The sequence below is a fragment of the Pseudomonas sp. IT-P44 genome, from assembly GCF_949768225.1.
GTDB lineage: Bacteria > Pseudomonadota > Gammaproteobacteria > Pseudomonadales > Pseudomonadaceae > Aquipseudomonas > Aquipseudomonas migulae.
In genome coordinates this window covers 247191-265833 of sequence record NZ_CATKQM010000013.1, presented here as the reverse complement: position 1 = coordinate 265833, position 18643 = coordinate 247191, and the positions used below count along the sequence as shown (strand labels likewise).

Below are 18643 nucleotides of genomic sequence, written 5' to 3'. Positions count from 1 at the left end.
ACAATGTCGACTGACTCGACGCCTTCGCGGGCAAGCCTCGCTCCTACAGGGATTCGTGTCAGCTCACGATCTCTAGCATCGGCTGCTGACTGCTGCCAAAACTCAGATACTCAATCAGCTCCGTCAACGGTAACGGCTTGCTGATCAGATAACCCTGCACCTGATCGCAACCAAACCCGCGCAACAAATCCAGCTGCTCCGGCGTTTCCACGCCCTCGGCGACCACTTCAAGATTGAGGTTGTGCGCCAGGTTGATCATCGCGTGCACCAGTTTGCGATTCTCTTCGCGCCCTTCCATTCCGCCGACAAAGCTCTTGTCGACCTTCAACAAGGCAATCGGCAGGCTGTTGAGGTGCACGAAGGACGAAAACCCGGTGCCGAAGTCGTCGAGCGAGAAGCGCACGCCCAGGCGCCCGAGGGCATCCATGGTCTGTTTCACCAGATCGCTGCGGCGCATGACCGCCGTTTCGGTCAGTTCGAATTCCAGCCACTGCGCCTCGACGCCACGCTCGGCAATCAGCCGGCTCAGGGTCGACAGCAACTGACTGTCCTGAAACTGGCGGAACGACAGGTTGATCGCCATGTGCAGCGCCGGCAGACCGAGCTCGCGCAACGCCTGCATGTCGCGCAACGCGCGGGAAATCACCCAGTAACCGAGCGGCACGATCAAACCGCTTTGCTCGGCCAGTGGCACGAACTCGCTCGGCGGCAACAACCCACGCTCGGCATGGCGCCAGCGCACCAGGGCTTCGAGGCCGACGATCTGCCCGTCTTCAAGGTTCAGGCGTGGCTGGTAATGCAGCTCCAGCTCATCGCGACGCAACGCCCGGCGCAGCTCGCTTTCGAGGTCGGCCATGCTGCGGGCATTGCGGTTGATGCGTTCGTTGAAGATGTGAAAGGTGCAGCCTTGAGTGCTCTTGGCTTGCTGCATGGCGATGTGCGCGTGCCACATCAACGGATCGGCGCCGGCCTGGGCGCGAGCGTGGGCGATGCCCAAGCTGGAACCGATCAACAGGCTTTCGCCGTCGACCCAATAAGGTTCGGCCAGTGCTTCGGTGATGCGTTCGGCCATCCATTCGGCGCGTTGCGGCGCGCGGCGGGTGTCGATCAGCAGGGCGAACTCATCGCTGCCCAGCCGTGCCAGTTGATCGCCGGCCTCGAGCTGGCTTTTCAGGCGCGCGACCACTTGCAGGATCAAGCGGTCGCCGGCCTGGTGGCCAAGGGCGTCGTTGGCGTGGCGGAAGTTGTCGAGGTCAAGGTGCCCGAGGGCCAGGCCACGGCCGTCGTTTTCCGCCAGTCGCGCGGCCAGCAAGGTCTGGAAACCCTGGCGGTTGGCAATGCCGGTCAGCGGGTCTTGCTCGGCCAGGCGTTGCAGGGTGTTTTCCAGCACGCCGCGCTCGCGCACGTGGCGCAGGCAACGGCGCAACATGCCGGGGTCGAGATGATCGCGCACCAGCCAGTCGCTCACGCCATCGGGCGGCAACAGCGGCTCTTGTTCGAGCAACAACACCGTTGGCAAACTGCAACGGCCGGGCGCCGGCTGAAGGGCCGGGATCGTCAACAACACCGCGCTGCGGTTGTCATCAAACAGAGCGCTGACCGACTCCCAGCTCGGAGCGCTGATGAGCACGGCCGAGCTCCCCATCGGAGCCAGACACTCGCGCAACAACGCTGCCCACGCTGGCTCTTCGGCCAATAGCAGCAAACGCAAGGGTTCGACAGGCGTAGACAAGCTAGCTCCCTAGACTCTGCAATGATGTAGGCGGCGGGCATTATGCCGTGCCAATAACTAATGACCAATGACATCAGTTATCAAACGAGGCTTTTGTATCCGGAATTACGAACATTAGCCGCAAATTCCTCCCGCATCCTGCGTGAAAGTAACAAAACCGGCAAATATAGATAGCGTATTGCGTCACAAGTCGGAGAGAGCAGCACAATTCGCTGAGCCTGTTAAAATGCCGGCCCATTTCGTACTGACTCCTGAATTTACCTATGTCCCGACTCAATCCCCGGCAGCAAGAAGCCGTGAGCTACGTCGGCGGCCCTCTTTTGGTGCTCGCCGGTGCAGGCTCCGGCAAGACCAGCGTGATCACGCGCAAAATCGCGCACTTGATCCAGAACTGCGGCATCCGCGCCCAGTACATCGTCGCCATGACCTTTACCAACAAGGCCGCGCGCGAGATGAAGGAACGGGTCGGCACCCTGCTCAAGGGCGGCGAAGGCCGTGGCCTGACGGTGTGCACCTTCCACAACCTGGGCCTCAACATCATCCGCAAGGAACACGTGCGGCTGGGCTACAAACCGGGCTTCTCGATCTTCGACGAGACCGACGTCAAAGCCCTGATGACCGACATCATGCAGAAGGAATACGCGGGCGACGACGGCGTCGACGAGATCAAGAACATGATCGGCTCGTGGAAAAACGACCTGATCCTGCCCGCCGAAGCCCTGGAAAACTCGCGAAACCCCAAGGAACAGACCGCCGCCATCGTCTACACCCACTACCAGCGCACGCTCAAGGCGTTCAACGCGGTGGACTTCGACGACCTGATCCTGCTGCCGGTGAAACTGTTCCAGGAACACGCCGACATCCTCGAAAAGTGGCAGAACAAAGTCCGCTACCTGCTGGTGGACGAATACCAGGACACCAACGCCAGCCAGTATTTGCTGGTGAAGTTGCTGATCGGCACGCGCAACCAGTTCACCGTGGTGGGCGATGACGACCAGTCGATCTACGCCTGGCGCGGCGCCCGCCCGGAAAACCTGATGCTGCTCAAGGACGACTACCCGTCCCTGAAAGTGGTGATGCTGGAGCAGAACTATCGCTCCACCAGCCGCATCCTGCGCTGCGCCAACGTGCTGATCTCGAACAACCCGCACGAGTTCGAAAAGCAGCTGTGGAGCGAGATGGGTCACGGCGACGAGATCCGCGTGATCCGCTGCCGCAACGAAGACGCCGAAGCCGAGCGCGTGGCCGTGGAATTGCTGACCCTGCACTTGCGCACTGACCGGCCCTACAGCGATTTCGCGATCCTGTATCGCGGTAACTACCAGGCCAAGCTGATCGAGCTGAAGCTGCAACACCACCAGATTCCGTATCGGTTGTCCGGCGGCAACAGCTTTTTCGGACGCCAGGAAGTGAAGGACCTGATGGCCTACTTCCGCCTGATCGTGAACCCGGACGACGACAACGCCTTCCTGCGGGTGATCAACGTCCCGCGCCGGGAGATCGGCTCGACGACGCTTGAGAAGCTCGGCAACTACGCCACCGAACGCAAAATCTCGATGTACGCCGCCACCGACGAAATCGGCCTGGGCGAGCATCTGGATGCGCGTTTCACCGATCGCCTGTCGCGCTTCAAGCGTTTCATGGACAAGGTCCGCGAGCAGTGCGCCGGCGAAGACCCGATCTCGGCGCTGCGCAGCATGGTCATGGACATCGACTACGAGAACTGGCTGCGCACCAACAGCTCCAGCGACAAGGCTGCCGACTACCGCATGGGTAACGTCTGGTTCCTGATCGAGGCGTTGAAAAACACCCTGGAGAAAGACGAAGAAGGCGAGATGACCGTCGAGGACGCCATCGGCAAACTCGTCCTGCGCGACATGCTGGAACGTCAGCAGGAAGAGGAAGACGGCGCCGAAGGCGTGCAGATGATGACCTTGCACGCCTCCAAGGGCCTGGAATTCCCCTACGTGTTCATCATGGGCATGGAAGAGGAAATCCTTCCGCACCGCTCCAGCATCGAAGCCGACACCATCGAAGAAGAACGCCGCCTGGCCTACGTCGGCATTACCCGCGCACGTCAGACACTGGCCTTCACCTTCGCGGCCAAGCGCAAGCAATACGGCGAGATCATCGACTGCGCGCCCAGCCGCTTCCTCGATGAACTGCCGCCGGACGACCTGGCCTGGGAAGGCACCGACGACACGCCGGTAGAAGTCAAAGCCGTTCGCGGCAATACCGCATTGGCCGATATACGGGCGATGTTAAAGCGCTAGAATTGAGCACTTTTTAACCGACACCTTTTGACAAACTAGGCGCACATGGCGCCAGTAGAGGAACGCTTCATGGAAGCACTGCACCAGAAAATTCGCGAACAAGGCATTGTGCTTTCCGATCAGGTCCTGAAGGTCGACGCCTTTTTGAACCACCAGATCGACCCGGCGCTGATGAAACTGATCGGCGACGAGTTCGCTGCGCTGTTCAAGGACTCGGGCATCACCAAGATCGTCACCATCGAAGCCTCGGGCATCGCTCCGGCGATCATGACCGGCCTGAACCTGGGCGTACCGGTGATTTTCGCGCGCAAGCATCAGTCCCTGACCCTGACCGAAAACCTGCTGTCGGCGACCGTTTACTCGTTCACCAAGCAGACCGAAAGCACCGTGGCGATCTCCCCGCGCCACCTGACCAGCAGCGACCGCGTGCTGATCATCGATGACTTTTTGGCCAACGGTAAGGCGTCGCAAGCGCTGATCTCGATCATCAAACAGGCCGGCGCGACCGTGGCCGGTCTGGGCATCGTGATCGAGAAGTCGTTCCAGGGTGGACGTGCGGAACTGGATGCGCAGGGTTATCGCGTTGAATCGTTGGCTCGCGTTAAGTCGCTGGCCGATGGCGTTGTGACCTTTATCGAATAACCAGCAGCACCGCATTTCCCCTGTGGGAGCCAGCCTGCTGGCGATGGCGTCGTGTCAGTCAAAATCTTCATGCCTGACAGACCGTCATCGCCAGCAGGCTGGCTCCCACAGTTGCTTTGGGTTGGCTGTTATTGCGCGGTGGCTTTGAGGCCGGTGAGCAGCAGCCGCTGAAACAGGTCCTCTTTCAACCCTTCCGGGTTGGTCAGTTGCATACGCTCCAGATGCTCGGGAAACGCTGCCGGTTCGGGCGCATCCAGTGCCGCCTTGCCCAACTCCAGAATCTCCGTCAGCTTGAACTTGCTCTTCAACCAGTTCAGCGCCCGCAACAAATCCCGCTCATGCGCGGTGAAATCACTCCCTAGCGGATACTCCGGAAACAACTGCGGATGCCGCGCCTGAATCGCCTGTAAACGTTCTGGTCGGTTGTCGGCAAAACGCGGATCAAGACGAAAACTCTTCGGCAGTTTCCCGGCACTCTGCGCCTGCTCGATCAAGCCGGGCTGGAACCGTGAATCGCTGATGTTCAGCAACGCCTCGATCACTGCCGCATCGGTCTTGCCACGCAAATCCGCGATACCGTATTCAGTGACCACGATGTCCCGCAGATGCCGCGGGATCGTGCAATGGCCGTACTCCCAGACGATGTTGGAACTGACCTCCCCGCCCGACTCGCGCCAGCTTCGCAGCAGCAGAATCGAACGCGCGCCTTCCAGCGCATGGCCCTGGGCGACGAAGTTGTATTGCCCGCCAACACCGCTTAGCACCCGCCCGTCTTCAAGCTGATCGGCCACGCCGGCGCCAAGCAATGTCATGGTGAACACGGTGTTGATGAAGCGCGCATCCAGGCGCTGCAAGCGTTTGAGTTCCTCCTGACCGTACAGCTCGTTGATGTAGCTGATACGGGTCATGTTGAATTCGAGTCGCTTGCTTTGCGGCAGCTCTCGAAGACGCTCGTAGAAACTGCGCGGCCCCAGGAAAAACCCGCCGTGCACCGAGATGCCGTCGGTTTGCGCCGCTTCATCCAGCGTGCCGGCATTCGCCTGTTGTTGGGTGGGCACATCGGGGTAGACCTTGCGCCGCACGATGCCGGCGTCGACCAGGACCAGCAGGCCGTTGACGAACATTTCGCTGCAACCGTAAAGGCCTTTGGCAAACGGTTCGACGCCGCCTTCGCGGCCGATCAACTGCGCCCACTGGCTGAGATTTACGTCGGCCAACAACGCCTTGTATCCGTCGTTATCCGCCTGCCGCGCCAGCAACGCCGCCGTCAGCGCATCGCCCATGGCGCCGATGCCGATCTGCAAGGTGCCGCCATCGCGGACCAGCGCGCTGGCGTGCAGGCCGATGAAATGGTCCTGGAAACCTACCGGCATGTTCGGCGTCGAGAACAGCGTGGTGTTGTCTTTCTCGTCGACCAGCAGGTCGAAAGTGTCGATGCCGATTTCCGCATCACCGGGCATGTACGGCAAGTCGTTGTGTACCTGGCCCACGAGCAGGACCGTCTCCCCCGCCGCCCTGCGCTTGGCGATCATCGGAAACAGGTCGAGGGTGATGTCCGGATTGCAGCTCAGGCTCAGGCGATCAGGGTGTTCGGAGTGGCTGGCCACCAGTTGCGCAACCAGGTTCAAACCGGCCGCGTTGATGTCCCGCGCGGCGTGGCTGTAGTTGCTGCTCACGTAGTCCTGCTGGGCGGATTCGCTATGAAGCAGGCTGCCGGGCTGCATGAAAAACTGTTGAATATGGATGTTGGGCGGCAGGTTGTCCTTGCGCAGGCCCGCGAGGAAATCCAGCTCCGGATAATCGCCGAATACCCGTTCGATGAAGGGTTCGAGGAAGCGCTTCTGCAAGCCGTCGCCCAATGCAGGACGGCCCAGGCACAGCGCGGTGTAGATCGTCAGCTTGCGCTCGGGCAATTGCGCAACGCGTTGATACAGCGCGTTGACGAAGTGGTTGGGTTTGCCCAGACCGAGGGGCAGGCCCATGTGGATATGCGCCGGCAACCGCGCCAGCACCTCATCGACCGCTTGCTCGATAGAACACAGCTGCACCATCTGATCCTCCCTTACATTCCATGAATTGGGGTTGGACCGAGCTTGCCGGGTCTTTGCTGCAATGAACAGCCTCGGGCGGTAAATCGCTTTATGCCCACCACCTGTAGGAGCCGGCTTGCTGGCGATGAACGATCACACGGTTTACCTGGTTAACCGCGGCGTCTGGATCGCCAGCAAGCCGGCTCCTACAGGTCCGTGAACAACAGGCACAAAAAAGCCGCCCGGAGGCGGCTTTTTCGCTAACGATGCGGGCGAGTTACAGGCCGGACATCTCTTTGATGGCGCCTTTCAGCTCGTCGTCGGAGCAGTCGGCGCAGGTGCCTTTAGGCGGCATCGCATTGATACCGGTAATGGCTTTGGCCAGGATGCCGTCGAGACCGCCCTGGTGATCGGCGCGTTCTTTCCAGGCAGCCTTGTCGCCGATTTTCGGCGCGCCCAACAGGCCGGTGCCGTGGCAAGCATTGCAATGTTTTGCAATCACGTCTTTAGGTGCCTTGGCACCGCCACCGCCGCCAGAAGCAGCAGCGACTTCCATCCCCTTGCACTCTTGACCCTGAACACAAACTTGGCCAACTGGATCAAGGCGTTTTGCAATATCGTCATTCGTCGCAGCTTGAGCGCTGACAGCCCAAAGGGCCAATACGGTTGCTGGTGCAGCCAGCATTTTCATAATTAGGTTCACGCGTTCACCCTCAATGGTGGCTAGTCACGCCTACGGCCACGGTTCGCAGGCGGGCGCAAGTATAGCGGTAAGCCCGCCGCACTGAAACAACCCCAAAGTCGAAGGGGTCTTGTTGCGCCGCGGAAAAACCCTTTGGGTGCCGCTGCCGTGCTGGCAGGACGCCTCTTCTCTTAGAAATTCGCTGGCGTGGCTGCGCTGATTAGTCGCGCCGGCGCGTCGAACGGATTACGGAAACGGTGCGGCTTGGTACTTTCAAAGTAGTAGCTATCACCGGCTTCGAGCACAAAAGTTTCCAGCCCGACCACCAGTTCCAGACGCCCTTCCACCAGAATCCCGGTTTCCTCGCCCTCATGGGTGAGCATCTCGTCACCGGTGTCGGCGCCTGGCGGGTAGATTTCATTGAGGAACGCAATGGCGCGGCTCGGGTGAGCCCGGCCGACCAGTTTCATGGTCACTGCGCCATCGGAAATATCGATCAGCTCGTTAGCCTTGTAGACGATCTGAGTCGGTTTTTCCTGCAGGATCTCTTCGGAAAAGAACTCGACCATCGACATGGGAATCCCGCCCAGAACCTTGCGCAGCGAACTGATCGAGGGGCTGACGCTGTTCTTCTCGATCATCGAAATGGTGCTGTTGGTGACGCCCGCGCGTTTGGCGAGTTCACGCTGCGAAAGACCTTTGAGCTTACGGATGGATTGCAGTCGTTCACCGACGTCCAAGCTTGCGCCTCCAGGATTCAGGTTGTAGGAATATTGAGCGTTATCATGGCGACAGCGTTCAGTATTTACAACACTTTGGCCTGAATCCTGTTCGGCGAAGCGACTTCCGGTCCGCGAGGTTCGGGTCAAGCCCCGGAATAGAGCAGCGGAACCCGGCGCAGGTTGCAGAAGATCTGATAGGGAATCGTGTCCGCGGCTTCCGCCACGGTGCTGGCGAGCACGTTTTTGCCCCACAACTCGACGGTCGAACCCAGCCCGGCTTGCGGTACATCGGTCAGATCGATGCACAGCATGTCCATCGACACCCGGCCGATCAACTGGCTGAGCTGCCCGGCGACCATCACCGGCGTACCGGTCGGTGCGTGACGCGGATAGCCATCGGCATAACCCATCGCCACCACGCCAACGCGCATCGGCTTCTGGGTGATGAACTTGGCGCCGTAACCGATCGGCTCGCCGGCCGGCAGCTCTTGCACGCAAATCACTTTCGATTCCAGGGTCATCACCGGTTGCAGGCGCGAGGCCACGGCATTGGCTTCTTCGAAAGGCGTGGCGCCGTAGAGCATGATGCCCGGACGCACCCAGTCACTCGGGATCTGCGGCCAACCGAGCACTGCCGGCGAGTTGCGCAGGCTGACCTCGGCGGACAAACCCTGACGGGCCGCTTCAAACACGGCCACTTGCTCGGCACTGGCTTGACTGTGCAGCTCATCGGCGCGAGCGAAGTGGCTCATCAACACCACTTTCGCGACATTGCCGCTGGCCAGCAGCCGTTGATAGCCCGCCTGGTAATCCTTTGGTTGCAGACCGACCCGGTGCATGCCCGAATCGAGTTTGAGCCAGACCGTGATCGGCTTGCTGAGCGCGGCTTTTTCGATGGCTTCAAGCTGCCACAGCGAATGCACCACGCACCAGAAATCATGCTCGACGATCAGCGACAGCTCGTCGGCTTCGAAAAAACCTTCCAGCAACAACACCGGCGCGCGAATGCCGGCAGCGCGCAGTTCCAGCGCTTCTTCGATGCACGCCACGGCAAACCCGTCCGCCTCGGCTTCCAGCGCCTGGGCGCAACGCACCGCGCCATGGCCGTAGGCATCGGCCTTGATCACCGCGAGGGCCTTGGCCCCCGGCGCAAGCTCACGGGCGAGTTGGTAGTTGTGGCGCAGGGCTTGGAGGTCGATCAGGGCACGGGCTGGACGCATGGCGGCAGGGCTTCTAGGCGGTCATGGGAATAAAAACCGGCGCTGGCTGACAGCGTGAACCGCCAACAGCACCGGGAGAGGGATCTTTCTGACAGGCTTACGGCAGAGCGGCTACCACCGACAGCTCGATCAGGATTTCCGGTTCGCACAGCTTCGACTCAACCGTTGCACGGGCCGGAGCGACGCCTTTTGGCAGCCACTTGTCCCACACCGCGTTCATGCCTTCGAAGTGCGCGTCGATGTCTTTCAGGTAAATCGTCACCGACAGCAAATGGTGCTTGTCGGTACCCGCCATATCCAGCAAACGCTCGATATTGGCGAGGGTTTCGCGAGTCTGCTGTTCAATCCCGGCGTTCATGTCGTCGCCGACCTGCCCTGCCAAATACACCGTACCGTTGTGAGCGACGATCTGACTCATGCGCTCATTGGTGAGCTGGCGCTGGATTGCCATGTTTTGCGGGCTCCTGGACTTTGCTGCCATAACGGGAAATATCGAGGCCTTCTGCACTGATCTGCGGCGTTTTCTTCGCCATCAGGTCGGCCAGCAAGCGACCGGAGCCGCACGCCATGGTCCAGCCGAGGGTGCCGTGACCGGTGTTCAGGAACAGGTTGCTGAACGGCGTTGCACCCACAATCGGCGTGCCGTCCGGCGTGGTCGGACGCAGACCGGTCCAGAAACTTGCCTGGGCCAGATCGCCGCCCTGAGGATAAAGGTCGTTGACGATCATCTCCAGGGTTTCGCGCCGACGCGGGTTCAGCGACAGGTCAAAACCGGCGATTTCAGCCATGCCGCCGACGCGGATGCGGTTGTCGAAACGGGTGATCGCGACCTTGTAGGTCTCGTCGAGAATGGTCGACGTCGGGGCCATCGCCGGGTTGGTGATCGGCACGGTCAGGGAGTAACCCTTGAGCGGGTAAACCGGCGCCTTGATGCCCAGCGGCTTGAGCAACTGCGGCGAGTAGCTGCCGAGTGCCAATACGTAGCGGTCAGCGGTTTCCAGCTTGCCGTCGATCCACACACCGTTGATGCGATCACCGGCGTAGTCGAGCTTCTGAATGTCTTGGCCGAAGCGGAATTCCACACCCAGTTTCACAGCCATTTCGGCCAGGCGACTGGTGAACATCTGGCAATCGCCGGTCTGGTCGTTCGGCAGGCGCAGGGCACCGGCGAGGATGTCGGTCACGCTGGCCAGCGCCGGTTCAACGCGAGCAATGCCGGCACGGTCGAGCAGTTCGAACGGCACGCCGGACTCTTTCAGTACGGCGATGTCTTTCGCGGCGCCGTCGAGTTGAGCCTGGGTGCGGAACAATTGAGTAGTACCGAGGCTGCGGCCTTCGTAGGCAATGCCGGTTTCGGCGCGCAGTTCGTCGAGGCAGTCACGGCTGTACTCGGACAGACGGACCATGCGCTCCTTGTTCACCGCATAACGGCTGGCGGTACAGTTGCGCAGCATCTGCGCCATCCACAGGTATTGGTCGATGTCGGCAGTGGCCTTGATCGCCAGCGGTGCGTGGCGCTGCAACAGCCACTTGATGGCCTTGAGCGGCACACCCGGCGCGGCCCACGGCGAGGCATAACCCGGCGAAACCTGCCCGGCGTTGGCGAAACTGGTCTCCATGGCCGCAGCCGGCTGACGGTCCACCACCACCACTTCGAACCCGGCACGCGCCAGATAATAAGCACTGGTGGTACCGATGACGCCGCTACCCAAGACCATAACGCGCATTTTCATATCCCTCATCGCGGCGTGCCGCTGACGTTTGTAGAACAGACCGTAGATGTGGGCAGTTTAAAAAAGATTAGCCAGTGCATTTCACTATATAAGCACCTATATTTGGCGACAATTCTCGGCAAAAACGCTTTTCACGGAGGCGCATCCCCTATGCGTACCAACACTCAGACCAAACGTGAGCTGGACAAGATCGACCGCAACATCCTGCGGATCCTGCAAGCGGACGGGCGTATCTCCTTCACGGAGCTTGGGGAAAAGGTCGGGCTCTCGACCACGCCCTGCACCGAGCGGGTCCGGCGCCTGGAGCGCGAAGGGATCATCATGGGCTACAACGCCCGGCTGAACCCGCAGCACCTCAAGGGTAGTCTGCTGGTGTTCGTCGAGATCAGCCTCGACTACAAATCCGGCGATACTTTCGAAGAGTTCCGACGCGCAGTGCTGAAACTGCCCCATGTGCTGGAATGCCATTTGGTGTCAGGGGATTTCGACTACCTGGTGAAGGCGCGGATCTCGGAGATGGCTTCTTATCGCAAGCTGCTGGGCGACATCCTGCTCAAGCTGCCGCATGTGCGCGAATCGAAGAGTTATATCGTGATGGAAGAGGTGAAGGAGAGTCTGAGTCTGCCGATTCCGGATTGAGATGTTTATCGCCGCTGAGGGCCTCTTCGCGAGCAAGCCCGCTCCCACATTGGATCGGCGCCTATACAGAATTTGTGTTCACTGAAGATCCAGTGTGGGAGCGGGCTTGCTCGCGAAGGCCGCAACTCGGTTTAACTGGCTAGACGAGTACCTGCCGGGTAGAAGCCATGTACTCATGAATCTGCTTCTCCACCCGCGGATGAATCAACTCCACCGGCCCCCGCCCATTCGGGCACGGCAAGGTCTTGGTGGTGCCGAACAACCGGCAAATCAACGGTCGCTCGTCATACACCGTGCAGCCGTTGGGCCCCAAGTGCACACAGTTGAGCTCATCCATCGCCGCATCCTGCTCGGCGCGGGTCTTGCGCGGCAGGCGGGACATTTCTTCCGGCGAGGTGGTCACCGGCCCGCAGCAGTCATGGCAGCCGGGCACGCACTCGAAGGAGGGAATCTGCTGTCGCAACGTGCGGATTTTCTGACTGTTGCAGCTCATCGAAACGGTGACCCAAAGCGGACTGGAGCGCGATTCTGACGCAAACGCGCCGATCCAGACAGCCACAACCGACCAGTGTTGCCCGCGCCGGAAGGTCCGGCTTATGCTCCGTCAAATTTACTAAACACAAAAACCAGGATGATGCGCATGAATGCCCGTGCTCAGCACACCGCCTCTTATTACGCCGCCAGCAGCCTGTCGCAGCCCGATCATCCGGTGTTGAAAGGCGAGCTGGTAGCCGATGTGTGCGTGGTCGGCGGCGGGTTTTCCGGGCTGAACACCGCGCTTGAGCTGGCGGAACGCGGCCTCAGCGTGGTGCTGCTCGAAGCGCACAAGATTGGCTGGGGCGCCAGCGGCCGTAATGGCGGGCAACTGATTCGTGGCGTCGGTCATGGGCTCGATCAGTTCGCCAACGTGATCGGCACGGACGGCGTGCGTCAGATGAAACTCATGGGCCTGGAAGCCGTGGAAATCGTCCGACAGCGCATCGAGCGTTTTCAGATCCCTTGCGACCTGACCTGGGGTTACTGCGATCTCGCCAACAAACCCCGCGACCTCGAAGGCTTCGCCGAAGACGCCGAGGAACTGCGCAGCCTTGGTTACCGCTACGAAACCCGATTGCTGCAAGCGCATGAGATGCACAGCGTGGTGGGTTCCAATCGCTACGTCGGCGGCCTGATCGACATGGGTTCGGGCCATTTGCACCCACTGAATCTGGCATTGGGCGAAGCCGCCGCCGCGCAGCAATTGGGCGCCAGACTGTTTGAGCAATCGGCAGTGACCCGCATTGATTACGGCCCGGAGGTGAAGGTCCATACGGCTCAAGGATCGGTTCGCGCAAAAACCCTGGTGCTGGGCTGCAACGCCTACCTCAACCAACTCAACCCCGAACTCAGCGGCAAGGTGTTGCCCGCCGGCAGCTACATCATCGCCACCGAACCCTTGAGCGAAGAACAGGCACATGAACTGCTGCCGCAGAACATGGCCGTATGTGATCAGCGGGTGGCGCTGGATTACTACCGGCTCTCGGCGGATCGTCGCTTGCTGTTTGGCGGTGCGTGCCACTATTCAGGTCGCGACCCCAAGGACATCGCTGCGTACATGCGACCGAAGATGCTTGAGGTGTTCCCGCAACTGGCTGGCGCGAGGATTGATTATCAGTGGGGCGGGATGATCGGCATTGGCGCAAACCGATTACCGCAGATCGGTCGACTCAAGGACCAGCCGAACGTGTATTACGCCCAGGCCTACTCAGGTCACGGCGTGAATGCCACGCACCTGGCGGGCAAGTTGCTGGCCGAAGCGATTAACGGGCAGCAGGGTGGCGGGTTCGATCTGTTTGCCAAGGTGCCGCACATTACCTTCCCCGGCGGGAAGCATTTGCGTTCGCCGTTGTTGGCGTTGGGGATGTTGTGGCATCGGCTTAAAGAGTTGGTCTGAGGGATTTGTGGCGTCAGTGATGACGCCTTCGCGGGCAAGCCTCGCTCCTACAGTTGAACGCACATCCTGTAGGAGCGAGGCTTGCCCGCGAAGGCGTCCGGGAGAACGCCACACATTTCAAACCCGCCAAAATGGCTTAAGCCCCTCCTCCCGCGCCTGCTCCCGGCTCAACCCGACATCCCGCAATTGCTCCGGCGTCAGCTCCAGCAACGCCTTGCGCGTGTGCAGACGATGCCAGAACAGACCCCAGCGACTCAGGCCTGACGGTGCGTTGCGCATCAACGCCTCGCGCGTACCGTTGATTTGCCCTGCCGCCAGTTCCTGACTGCGTAACGTCAGCCGCACATCGCTCAAGCCGTTCATTTTGATTGCTCCTGTTTACTTGGGTAGCCAGAGCTTTCATGATGCGCGGACGGCGAAAAGCATTACAGATTCAACCAGCCTGTATTAATTCCATACAGATTTGGCGTTTTAGCCTCTGAATTACAATTTTTTGCCTGATCTGTACTGGTTAACCGAATCACTCACACCGAGACTGCGCCATGACCCTTTACGTCAACCTCGCCGAATTGCTCGGCACGCGGATCGAACAGGGCTTCTATCGCCCCGGCGACCGGCTGCCGTCGGTGCGGGCATTGAGCGTCGAACACGGGGTCAGCCTGAGCACGGTGCAGCAGGCCTATCGAGTGCTGGAAGACAGCGGCCTGGCGATGCCGAAACCCAAGTCCGGCTATTTCGTCCCGGCCAGCCGCGACCTGCCGGAACTGCCGGCGATTGGCCGTCCGGCGCAACGTCCTGTGGATATCTCGCAGTGGGACCAGGTGCTGGAACTGATCCGTGCGGTGCCACGCAAAGACGTGGTGCAATTGGGTCGCGGCATGCCGGACATCACCACGCCAACCATGAAACCGTTGCTGCGCAACCTCGCGCGCATCAGCCGACGGCAGGACATGCCCGGCCTGTATTACGACAACATCCACGGCACCCTCGAACTGCGTGAGCAAATCGCCCGCCTGATGCTCGACTCCGGCTGCCAACTGACGGCCAACGACCTGGTGATCACCACCGGCTGCCACGAAGCGCTGTCCACCAGCATTCGCTCCATCTGTGAGCCGGGCGACATCGTCGCGGTGGATTCGCCGAGCTTTCATGGCGCCATGCAGACGCTCAAGGGCTTGAACATGAAAGCCCTGGAAATCCCCACCGACCCGCTGACCGGGATCAGCCTCGATGCGCTGGAACTGGCCCTGGAGCAATGGCCGATCAAGGCCATACAGTTGACCCCCAACTGCAACAACCCACTGGGCTACATCATGCCGGAATCGCGCAAACGCGCGTTGTTGACGCTCGCACAGCGCTTCGACGTGGCGATTATCGAAGACGATGTGTATGGCGAACTGGCCTACAACTACCCGCGACCGCGCACGATCAAATCCTTCGACGAAGACGGCCGCGTCCTGCTCTGCAGTTCTTTCTCCAAAACGCTGGCACCCGGCCTGCGCATCGGCTGGGTTGCACCGGGCCGCTATCTGGAGCGGGTGCTGCACATGAAATACATCAGCACCGGCAGCACAGCGCCGCAACCGCAGATTGCCATCGCCGAATTCCTCAAGGCCGGTCACTTCGAGCCTCATTTGCGGCGGGTGCGCACACAATACCAGCGCAATCGCGACATCATGATCGATTGGGTCAGCCGCTATTTTCCCGCTGGCACCCGCGCCAGCCGGCCGCAAGGCAGCTTCATGCTCTGGGTCGAACTGCCCGATGGCTTCGACACCCTGAAACTGAACCGCGCCCTGCATGACCAAGGCGTACAGATTGCCGTCGGCAGCATCTTTTCGCCCTCGGGCAAATACCGCAATTGCCTGCGGATGAACTACGCTGCCAAGCCAACACCACAGATTGAAGACGCGGTGCGCAAGGTCGGCGCGGCGGCAATCAAACTGCTGGCGGAAAATGAGAACTTCACTGACTGACCTTTAGCCGAGATCCAGCGTCCATATGTCGACACCTGCCGCCAATCGGACCGATCCCACGTGAGAGTCAGACAGCCCCTACTCGCTCTGCTGCTACTCGCCTCGCTCCTGGGCGGTTGCGCCAGTCTCGATGTTCAACGCGAACCGAGCCAGGCGCTGCCCGCCAGCGACTCGGCATTCGGTCGATCAATCCAGGCCCAGGCCGCGCCCCACGAGGGCAAGTCCGGCTTTCGTCTGCTGTCCAATAGCGGCGAAGCGTTCATGGCCCGTGCCGAGCTGATCCGCAACGCCCAAAGCAGCCTCGACTTGCAGTACTACATCGTCCATGACGGCATCAGCACACGGATGCTGGTGGACGAACTGCTCAAGGCCGCCGACCGTGGCGTACGCGTGAGAATCCTGCTCGACGACACCACCAGCGATGGCCTCGACTGGATCATCGCCACGCTGGCGGCGCACCCGCAGATCCAGATCCGCCTGTTCAACCCGCTGCACCTGGGCCGCAGCACCGGCGTGACGCGGACCATGGGCCGGCTGTTCAACCTGTCGCTGCAACACCGGCGCATGCACAACAAGCTGTGGCTGGCGGACAACAGCGCCGCCATCGTCGGCGGCCGTAACCTGGGGGACGAGTATTTCGATGCCGAGCCCAACCTGAACTTCACCGACATCGACATGCTCGGCGTCGGCCCGGTCGCCGAGCAGTTGGGCCACAGCTTCGACCAGTATTGGAACAGTGCGCTGAGCAAGCCGATCGATGAATTCCTGTCGAGCCGACCGACGCAAAAGGACCTGCAAAACACCCGCACGCGCCTGGAGGAATCACTGGAAGAGTCGCGCAAACAGAATCACGCGTTGTATCAGCGGCTGATGACTTACACCACAAACCCGCGCATGGACACTTGGCGCCGGGAGCTGATCTGGGCCTGGAACCAGGCGCTGTGGGACGCACCGAGCAAGGTTTTGTCAGACGGCGAGCCCGATCCTCAATTGCTGCTGACCACGCAACTGGCGCCAGAGCTTAACGGGGTCAGCAAAGAGCTGATCATGATCTCGGCTTACTTCGTACCCGGTCAGCCAGGGCTGGTTTACCTGACCGGCCGCGCCGATGCCGGGGTCTCTGTCAGCCTGCTGACCAACTCGCTGGAAGCCACCGACGTACCGGCGGTGCACGGCGGTTACGCGCCCTATCGCCGGGCGCTGCTGGAACATGGCGTGAAGTTGTACGAATTGCGTCGCCAGCCCGGCGAAGGCGGCGGCAGCGGGCCGCATATTTTCTACAGCAAGCCATACCGGGGTTCCGATTCGAGTCTGCACAGCAAAGCGATGATCTTCGACCAGCAGAAATCCTTCATCGGCTCGTTCAACTTCGACCCGCGCTCGCTGCTGTGGAACACCGAGGTCGGCGTGCTGGTAGACAGCCCCGAACTCGCTGTCTATGTGCGCAAGGCGGCACTGGAAGGGATGGCGCCGCCTCTGAGTTATGAGGTGAAACTGGAAAACAATCGGATCGTCTGGGTGACCGAAGACGACGGCAAAATGCACACACTGACCGATGAACCGGGAAGCTGGTGGCGCCATTTCAATGGGTGGATGAGCACCGCCGTGGGACTGGAGAAGATGCTCTAACAGACAATAAACATCCCTGTGGGAGCGGGCTTGCTCGCGAAAGCGGCGGACCATCCAACGATGATGCCGACTGACCCACCGCTTTCGCGAGCAAGCCCGCTCCCACAGGGGATGTGGCTATCCTGCCACTTCGGTGTCAGGCAGGCTCTGCAACCGTGCCGAACGCACCTTGGCGCGACAGCAAAATCACCAGCCCAAACGCACCCGCCGCCATCAACAGCGGCAACGCATGACCGCTGATCCACTGACTACCGGCGCCTGCCGCCAATGGTCCGACCAGGCAACCAATGCCCCACAACTGCGCAATATGCGCATTGGCCCGTACCAGCGCATCGTCGCGATAACGCTCGCCAATCAGGATCAGCGACAAGGTGAACAAACCCCCGGCACTGGCGCCGAACAGAACCCACAATGGCCAGATCAGCAACGTGTCGATGAGCAATGGAATCGCCAGGCTCGAAAGCATCAGCACCACAGCACAACCGGTGAACAACGTGCGTCGCGACAAGCGATCTGCCAGTGCGCCAATCGGCAATTGCAGCAAGGCATCACCCACCACCACAGTGCTGACCATCGCCAACGCGATTTCCGTGGTAAAGCCCTGGCGCAGGCAATAGACCGGCAGCAAGGTCAGGATCATCGCCTCGAACGCCGCGAACAGCGCCACGCCCCAGGCAATCGCCGGCAGGCCCCGGCAAAAGCCCCACAAGTCGCTGAAGGTCACGCTGCAGGCTTCGCTGGTCGGCGCACCGCTGCGGCCGAGCAACAGGAACGGTGCCGCCGTCAGCAAACCGACCCCGACCCAGAATCCATAATCGTGCTCAGTCCCCAGAACACCCAACAACACAGGCCCGGCCAGCCGACTCAGCGCATAGCTGCTGCCATACAGCGCCACCAGCCGACCGCGCCATTGCTCGACCACCAACTGGTTGATCCAGCTTTCACCCAGTATGAAGACGAGGGTCAGGATCACCCCGATCATCAGCCGCAGCACCAGCCACACCGGATAACTCGGCAACAGCGCGAGCAAACCGATGGACGCCGCCCCGGCCCACAGGCACAAGCGCATCAGATTGGCCGTGCCGAGCCGCGCCGCCAGATGACTGGAGATCTTCGCCCCCAGCAACACGCCAATCGCCGGCATCGCGGCCATCACGCCGATGGCAAACGAACCGTAACCCCAGCCTTCCAGGCGAAACGATACCAGCGGCATGCTGACACCCAGGGCCAGGCCGACACTCAAGACAGACGCCAACACGGCGAAATAAGTCGCCCAACGCATGTTCCACGCTCCTGTGGATATTTTATGTACAACACAAAACACTGTGGGAGCGAGCCTGCTCGCGATAGCGGAGCAACATTCAACATTTTCGTCGACTGTTACACCGCTATCGCGAGCAGGCTCGCTCCCACAGGGGATTCGCGTCCTGAG

At 60.7% G+C, this 18643-nt stretch carries 16 protein-coding genes; 6 read left to right on the top strand and 10 right to left on the bottom strand.

Annotation, left to right across the window (positions count from 1 at the left end; translation table 11 throughout):
* Window positions 1–58 precede the first annotated feature (58 nt).
* Entirely contained in the window at window positions 59–1732 is a 1674-nt protein-coding gene (locus ACM6IO_RS08205) for a putative bifunctional diguanylate cyclase/phosphodiesterase (protein ID WP_008037990.1), read from the bottom strand.
* 263 nt (window positions 1733–1995) lie between these two features.
* Here ACM6IO_RS08205 and rep point away from each other — a divergent pair, with 263 nt between their 5' ends.
* Together rep and ACM6IO_RS08195 are read left to right on the top strand one after the other, a co-directional pair.
* Window positions 1996–4005, top strand: a complete 2010-nt coding sequence (gene rep / locus ACM6IO_RS08200; protein WP_008030544.1) for a DNA helicase Rep — start codon at window positions 1996–1998, stop codon at window positions 4003–4005.
* A gap of 69 nt (window positions 4006–4074) precedes the next feature.
* Window positions 4075–4647, top strand: coding sequence for a xanthine phosphoribosyltransferase (locus ACM6IO_RS08195; RefSeq protein WP_084317786.1), 573 nt, complete (start codon window positions 4075–4077; stop codon window positions 4645–4647).
* Between the two features lie 128 nt (window positions 4648–4775).
* Here the strand turns inward: ACM6IO_RS08195 and ACM6IO_RS08190 are convergent, their stop codons facing one another.
* The 6 genes from ACM6IO_RS08190 to dadA all read right to left on the bottom strand — a co-directional run bounded on the left by ACM6IO_RS08190 (window position 4776) and on the right by dadA (window position 11028).
* On the bottom strand, window positions 4776–6698 hold the full coding sequence (locus ACM6IO_RS08190; RefSeq protein WP_414911273.1) for an acetyl-CoA hydrolase/transferase C-terminal domain-containing protein: 1923 nt from the start codon (window positions 6696–6698) through the stop codon (window positions 4776–4778).
* 256 nt (window positions 6699–6954) lie between these two features.
* Entirely contained in the window at window positions 6955–7368 is a 414-nt protein-coding gene (locus ACM6IO_RS08185; protein ID WP_032828815.1) for a c-type cytochrome, read from the bottom strand.
* Window positions 7369–7550: 182 nt separating this feature from the next.
* Entirely contained in the window at window positions 7551–8099 is a 549-nt protein-coding gene (locus ACM6IO_RS08180; protein ID WP_007947433.1) for a cupin domain-containing protein, read from the bottom strand.
* Window positions 8100–8224: 125 nt separating this feature from the next.
* A complete protein-coding gene (gene alr, locus ACM6IO_RS08175; RefSeq protein ID WP_414911272.1) occupies window positions 8225–9301 on the bottom strand; it encodes an alanine racemase in 1077 nt (358 codons plus the stop codon).
* A gap of 97 nt (window positions 9302–9398) precedes the next feature.
* Entirely contained in the window at window positions 9399–9752 is a 354-nt protein-coding gene (locus ACM6IO_RS08170; RefSeq protein ID WP_008030554.1) for a RidA family protein, read from the bottom strand.
* Window positions 9724–11028, bottom strand: coding sequence for a D-amino acid dehydrogenase (gene dadA / locus ACM6IO_RS08165; protein WP_008030556.1), 1305 nt, complete (start codon window positions 11026–11028; stop codon window positions 9724–9726). The genes ACM6IO_RS08170 and dadA overlap by 29 nt, the downstream gene beginning before the upstream one ends.
* Before the next feature lie 156 nt (window positions 11029–11184).
* Here dadA and ACM6IO_RS08160 point away from each other — a divergent pair, with 156 nt between their 5' ends.
* A complete protein-coding gene (locus tag ACM6IO_RS08160; RefSeq protein WP_003177284.1) occupies window positions 11185–11673 on the top strand; it encodes an Lrp/AsnC ligand binding domain-containing protein in 489 nt (162 codons plus the stop codon).
* A 139-nt stretch (window positions 11674–11812) separates the two neighbouring features.
* Here ACM6IO_RS08160 and ACM6IO_RS08155 read toward each other — a convergent pair whose 3' ends face one another.
* On the bottom strand, window positions 11813–12166 hold the full coding sequence (locus tag ACM6IO_RS08155; RefSeq protein ID WP_007947437.1) for a YkgJ family cysteine cluster protein: 354 nt from the start codon (window positions 12164–12166) through the stop codon (window positions 11813–11815).
* A 147-nt stretch (window positions 12167–12313) separates the two neighbouring features.
* Between ACM6IO_RS08155 and ACM6IO_RS08150 the strand changes: the two genes are divergently transcribed.
* A complete protein-coding gene (locus ACM6IO_RS08150) occupies window positions 12314–13606 on the top strand; it encodes an NAD(P)/FAD-dependent oxidoreductase (protein WP_414911271.1) in 1293 nt (430 codons plus the stop codon).
* Window positions 13607–13723: 117 nt separating this feature from the next.
* Here the strand turns inward: ACM6IO_RS08150 and ACM6IO_RS08145 are convergent, their stop codons facing one another.
* Entirely contained in the window at window positions 13724–13969 is a 246-nt protein-coding gene (locus ACM6IO_RS08145) for a DUF1127 domain-containing protein (protein WP_414911270.1), read from the bottom strand.
* 179 nt (window positions 13970–14148) lie between these two features.
* On the opposite strand from ACM6IO_RS08145, the gene ACM6IO_RS08140 reads away from it, so the two are divergent.
* Both ACM6IO_RS08140 and ACM6IO_RS08135 read left to right on the top strand, forming a co-directional pair.
* The gene (locus ACM6IO_RS08140; RefSeq protein WP_192228205.1) at window positions 14149–15582 is read left to right on the top strand and encodes a PLP-dependent aminotransferase family protein; all 1434 of its coding nucleotides are present in this window, start codon (window positions 14149–14151) and stop codon (window positions 15580–15582) included.
* Between the two features lie 60 nt (window positions 15583–15642).
* Window positions 15643–17211: a phospholipase D family protein gene (locus ACM6IO_RS08135; RefSeq protein ID WP_414911269.1), complete on the top strand. Its 1569-nt coding sequence runs from the start codon at window positions 15643–15645 to the stop codon at window positions 17209–17211.
* 136 nt (window positions 17212–17347) lie between these two features.
* Here the strand turns inward: ACM6IO_RS08135 and ACM6IO_RS08130 are convergent, their stop codons facing one another.
* Window positions 17348–18493: an MFS transporter gene (locus tag ACM6IO_RS08130; RefSeq protein WP_414911268.1), complete on the bottom strand. Its 1146-nt coding sequence runs from the start codon at window positions 18491–18493 to the stop codon at window positions 17348–17350.
* Window positions 18494–18643 lie beyond the last annotated feature (150 nt).

Coding starts and splice junctions, on each gene's coding strand:
- dadA (WP_008030556.1), bottom strand. CDS start 11,028: ATGCGCGTTATGGTCTTGGGTAGCGGCGTCATCGGTACCACCAGTGCT.
- ACM6IO_RS08195 (WP_084317786.1), top strand. CDS start 4,075: ATGGAAGCACTGCACCAGAAAATTCGCGAACAAGGCATTGTGCTTTCC.
- ACM6IO_RS08160 (WP_003177284.1), top strand. CDS start 11,185: ATGCGTACCAACACTCAGACCAAACGTGAGCTGGACAAGATCGACCGC.
- ACM6IO_RS08140 (WP_192228205.1), top strand. CDS start 14,149: ATGACCCTTTACGTCAACCTCGCCGAATTGCTCGGCACGCGGATCGAA.
- ACM6IO_RS08185 (WP_032828815.1), bottom strand. CDS start 7,368: ATGAAAATGCTGGCTGCACCAGCAACCGTATTGGCCCTTTGGGCTGTC.
- ACM6IO_RS08130 (WP_414911268.1), bottom strand. CDS start 18,493: ATGCGTTGGGCGACTTATTTCGCCGTGTTGGCGTCTGTCTTGAGTGTC.
- ACM6IO_RS08155 (WP_007947437.1), bottom strand. CDS start 12,166: ATGAGCTGCAACAGTCAGAAAATCCGCACGTTGCGACAGCAGATTCCC.
- ACM6IO_RS08190 (WP_414911273.1), bottom strand. CDS start 6,698: ATGGTGCAGCTGTGTTCTATCGAGCAAGCGGTCGATGAGGTGCTGGCG.
- rep (WP_008030544.1), top strand. CDS start 1,996: ATGTCCCGACTCAATCCCCGGCAGCAAGAAGCCGTGAGCTACGTCGGC.
- ACM6IO_RS08170 (WP_008030554.1), bottom strand. CDS start 9,752: ATGGCAATCCAGCGCCAGCTCACCAATGAGCGCATGAGTCAGATCGTC.
- ACM6IO_RS08150 (WP_414911271.1), top strand. CDS start 12,314: ATGAATGCCCGTGCTCAGCACACCGCCTCTTATTACGCCGCCAGCAGC.
- alr (WP_414911272.1), bottom strand. CDS start 9,301: ATGCGTCCAGCCCGTGCCCTGATCGACCTCCAAGCCCTGCGCCACAAC.
- ACM6IO_RS08145 (WP_414911270.1), bottom strand. CDS start 13,969: ATGAACGGCTTGAGCGATGTGCGGCTGACGTTACGCAGTCAGGAACTG.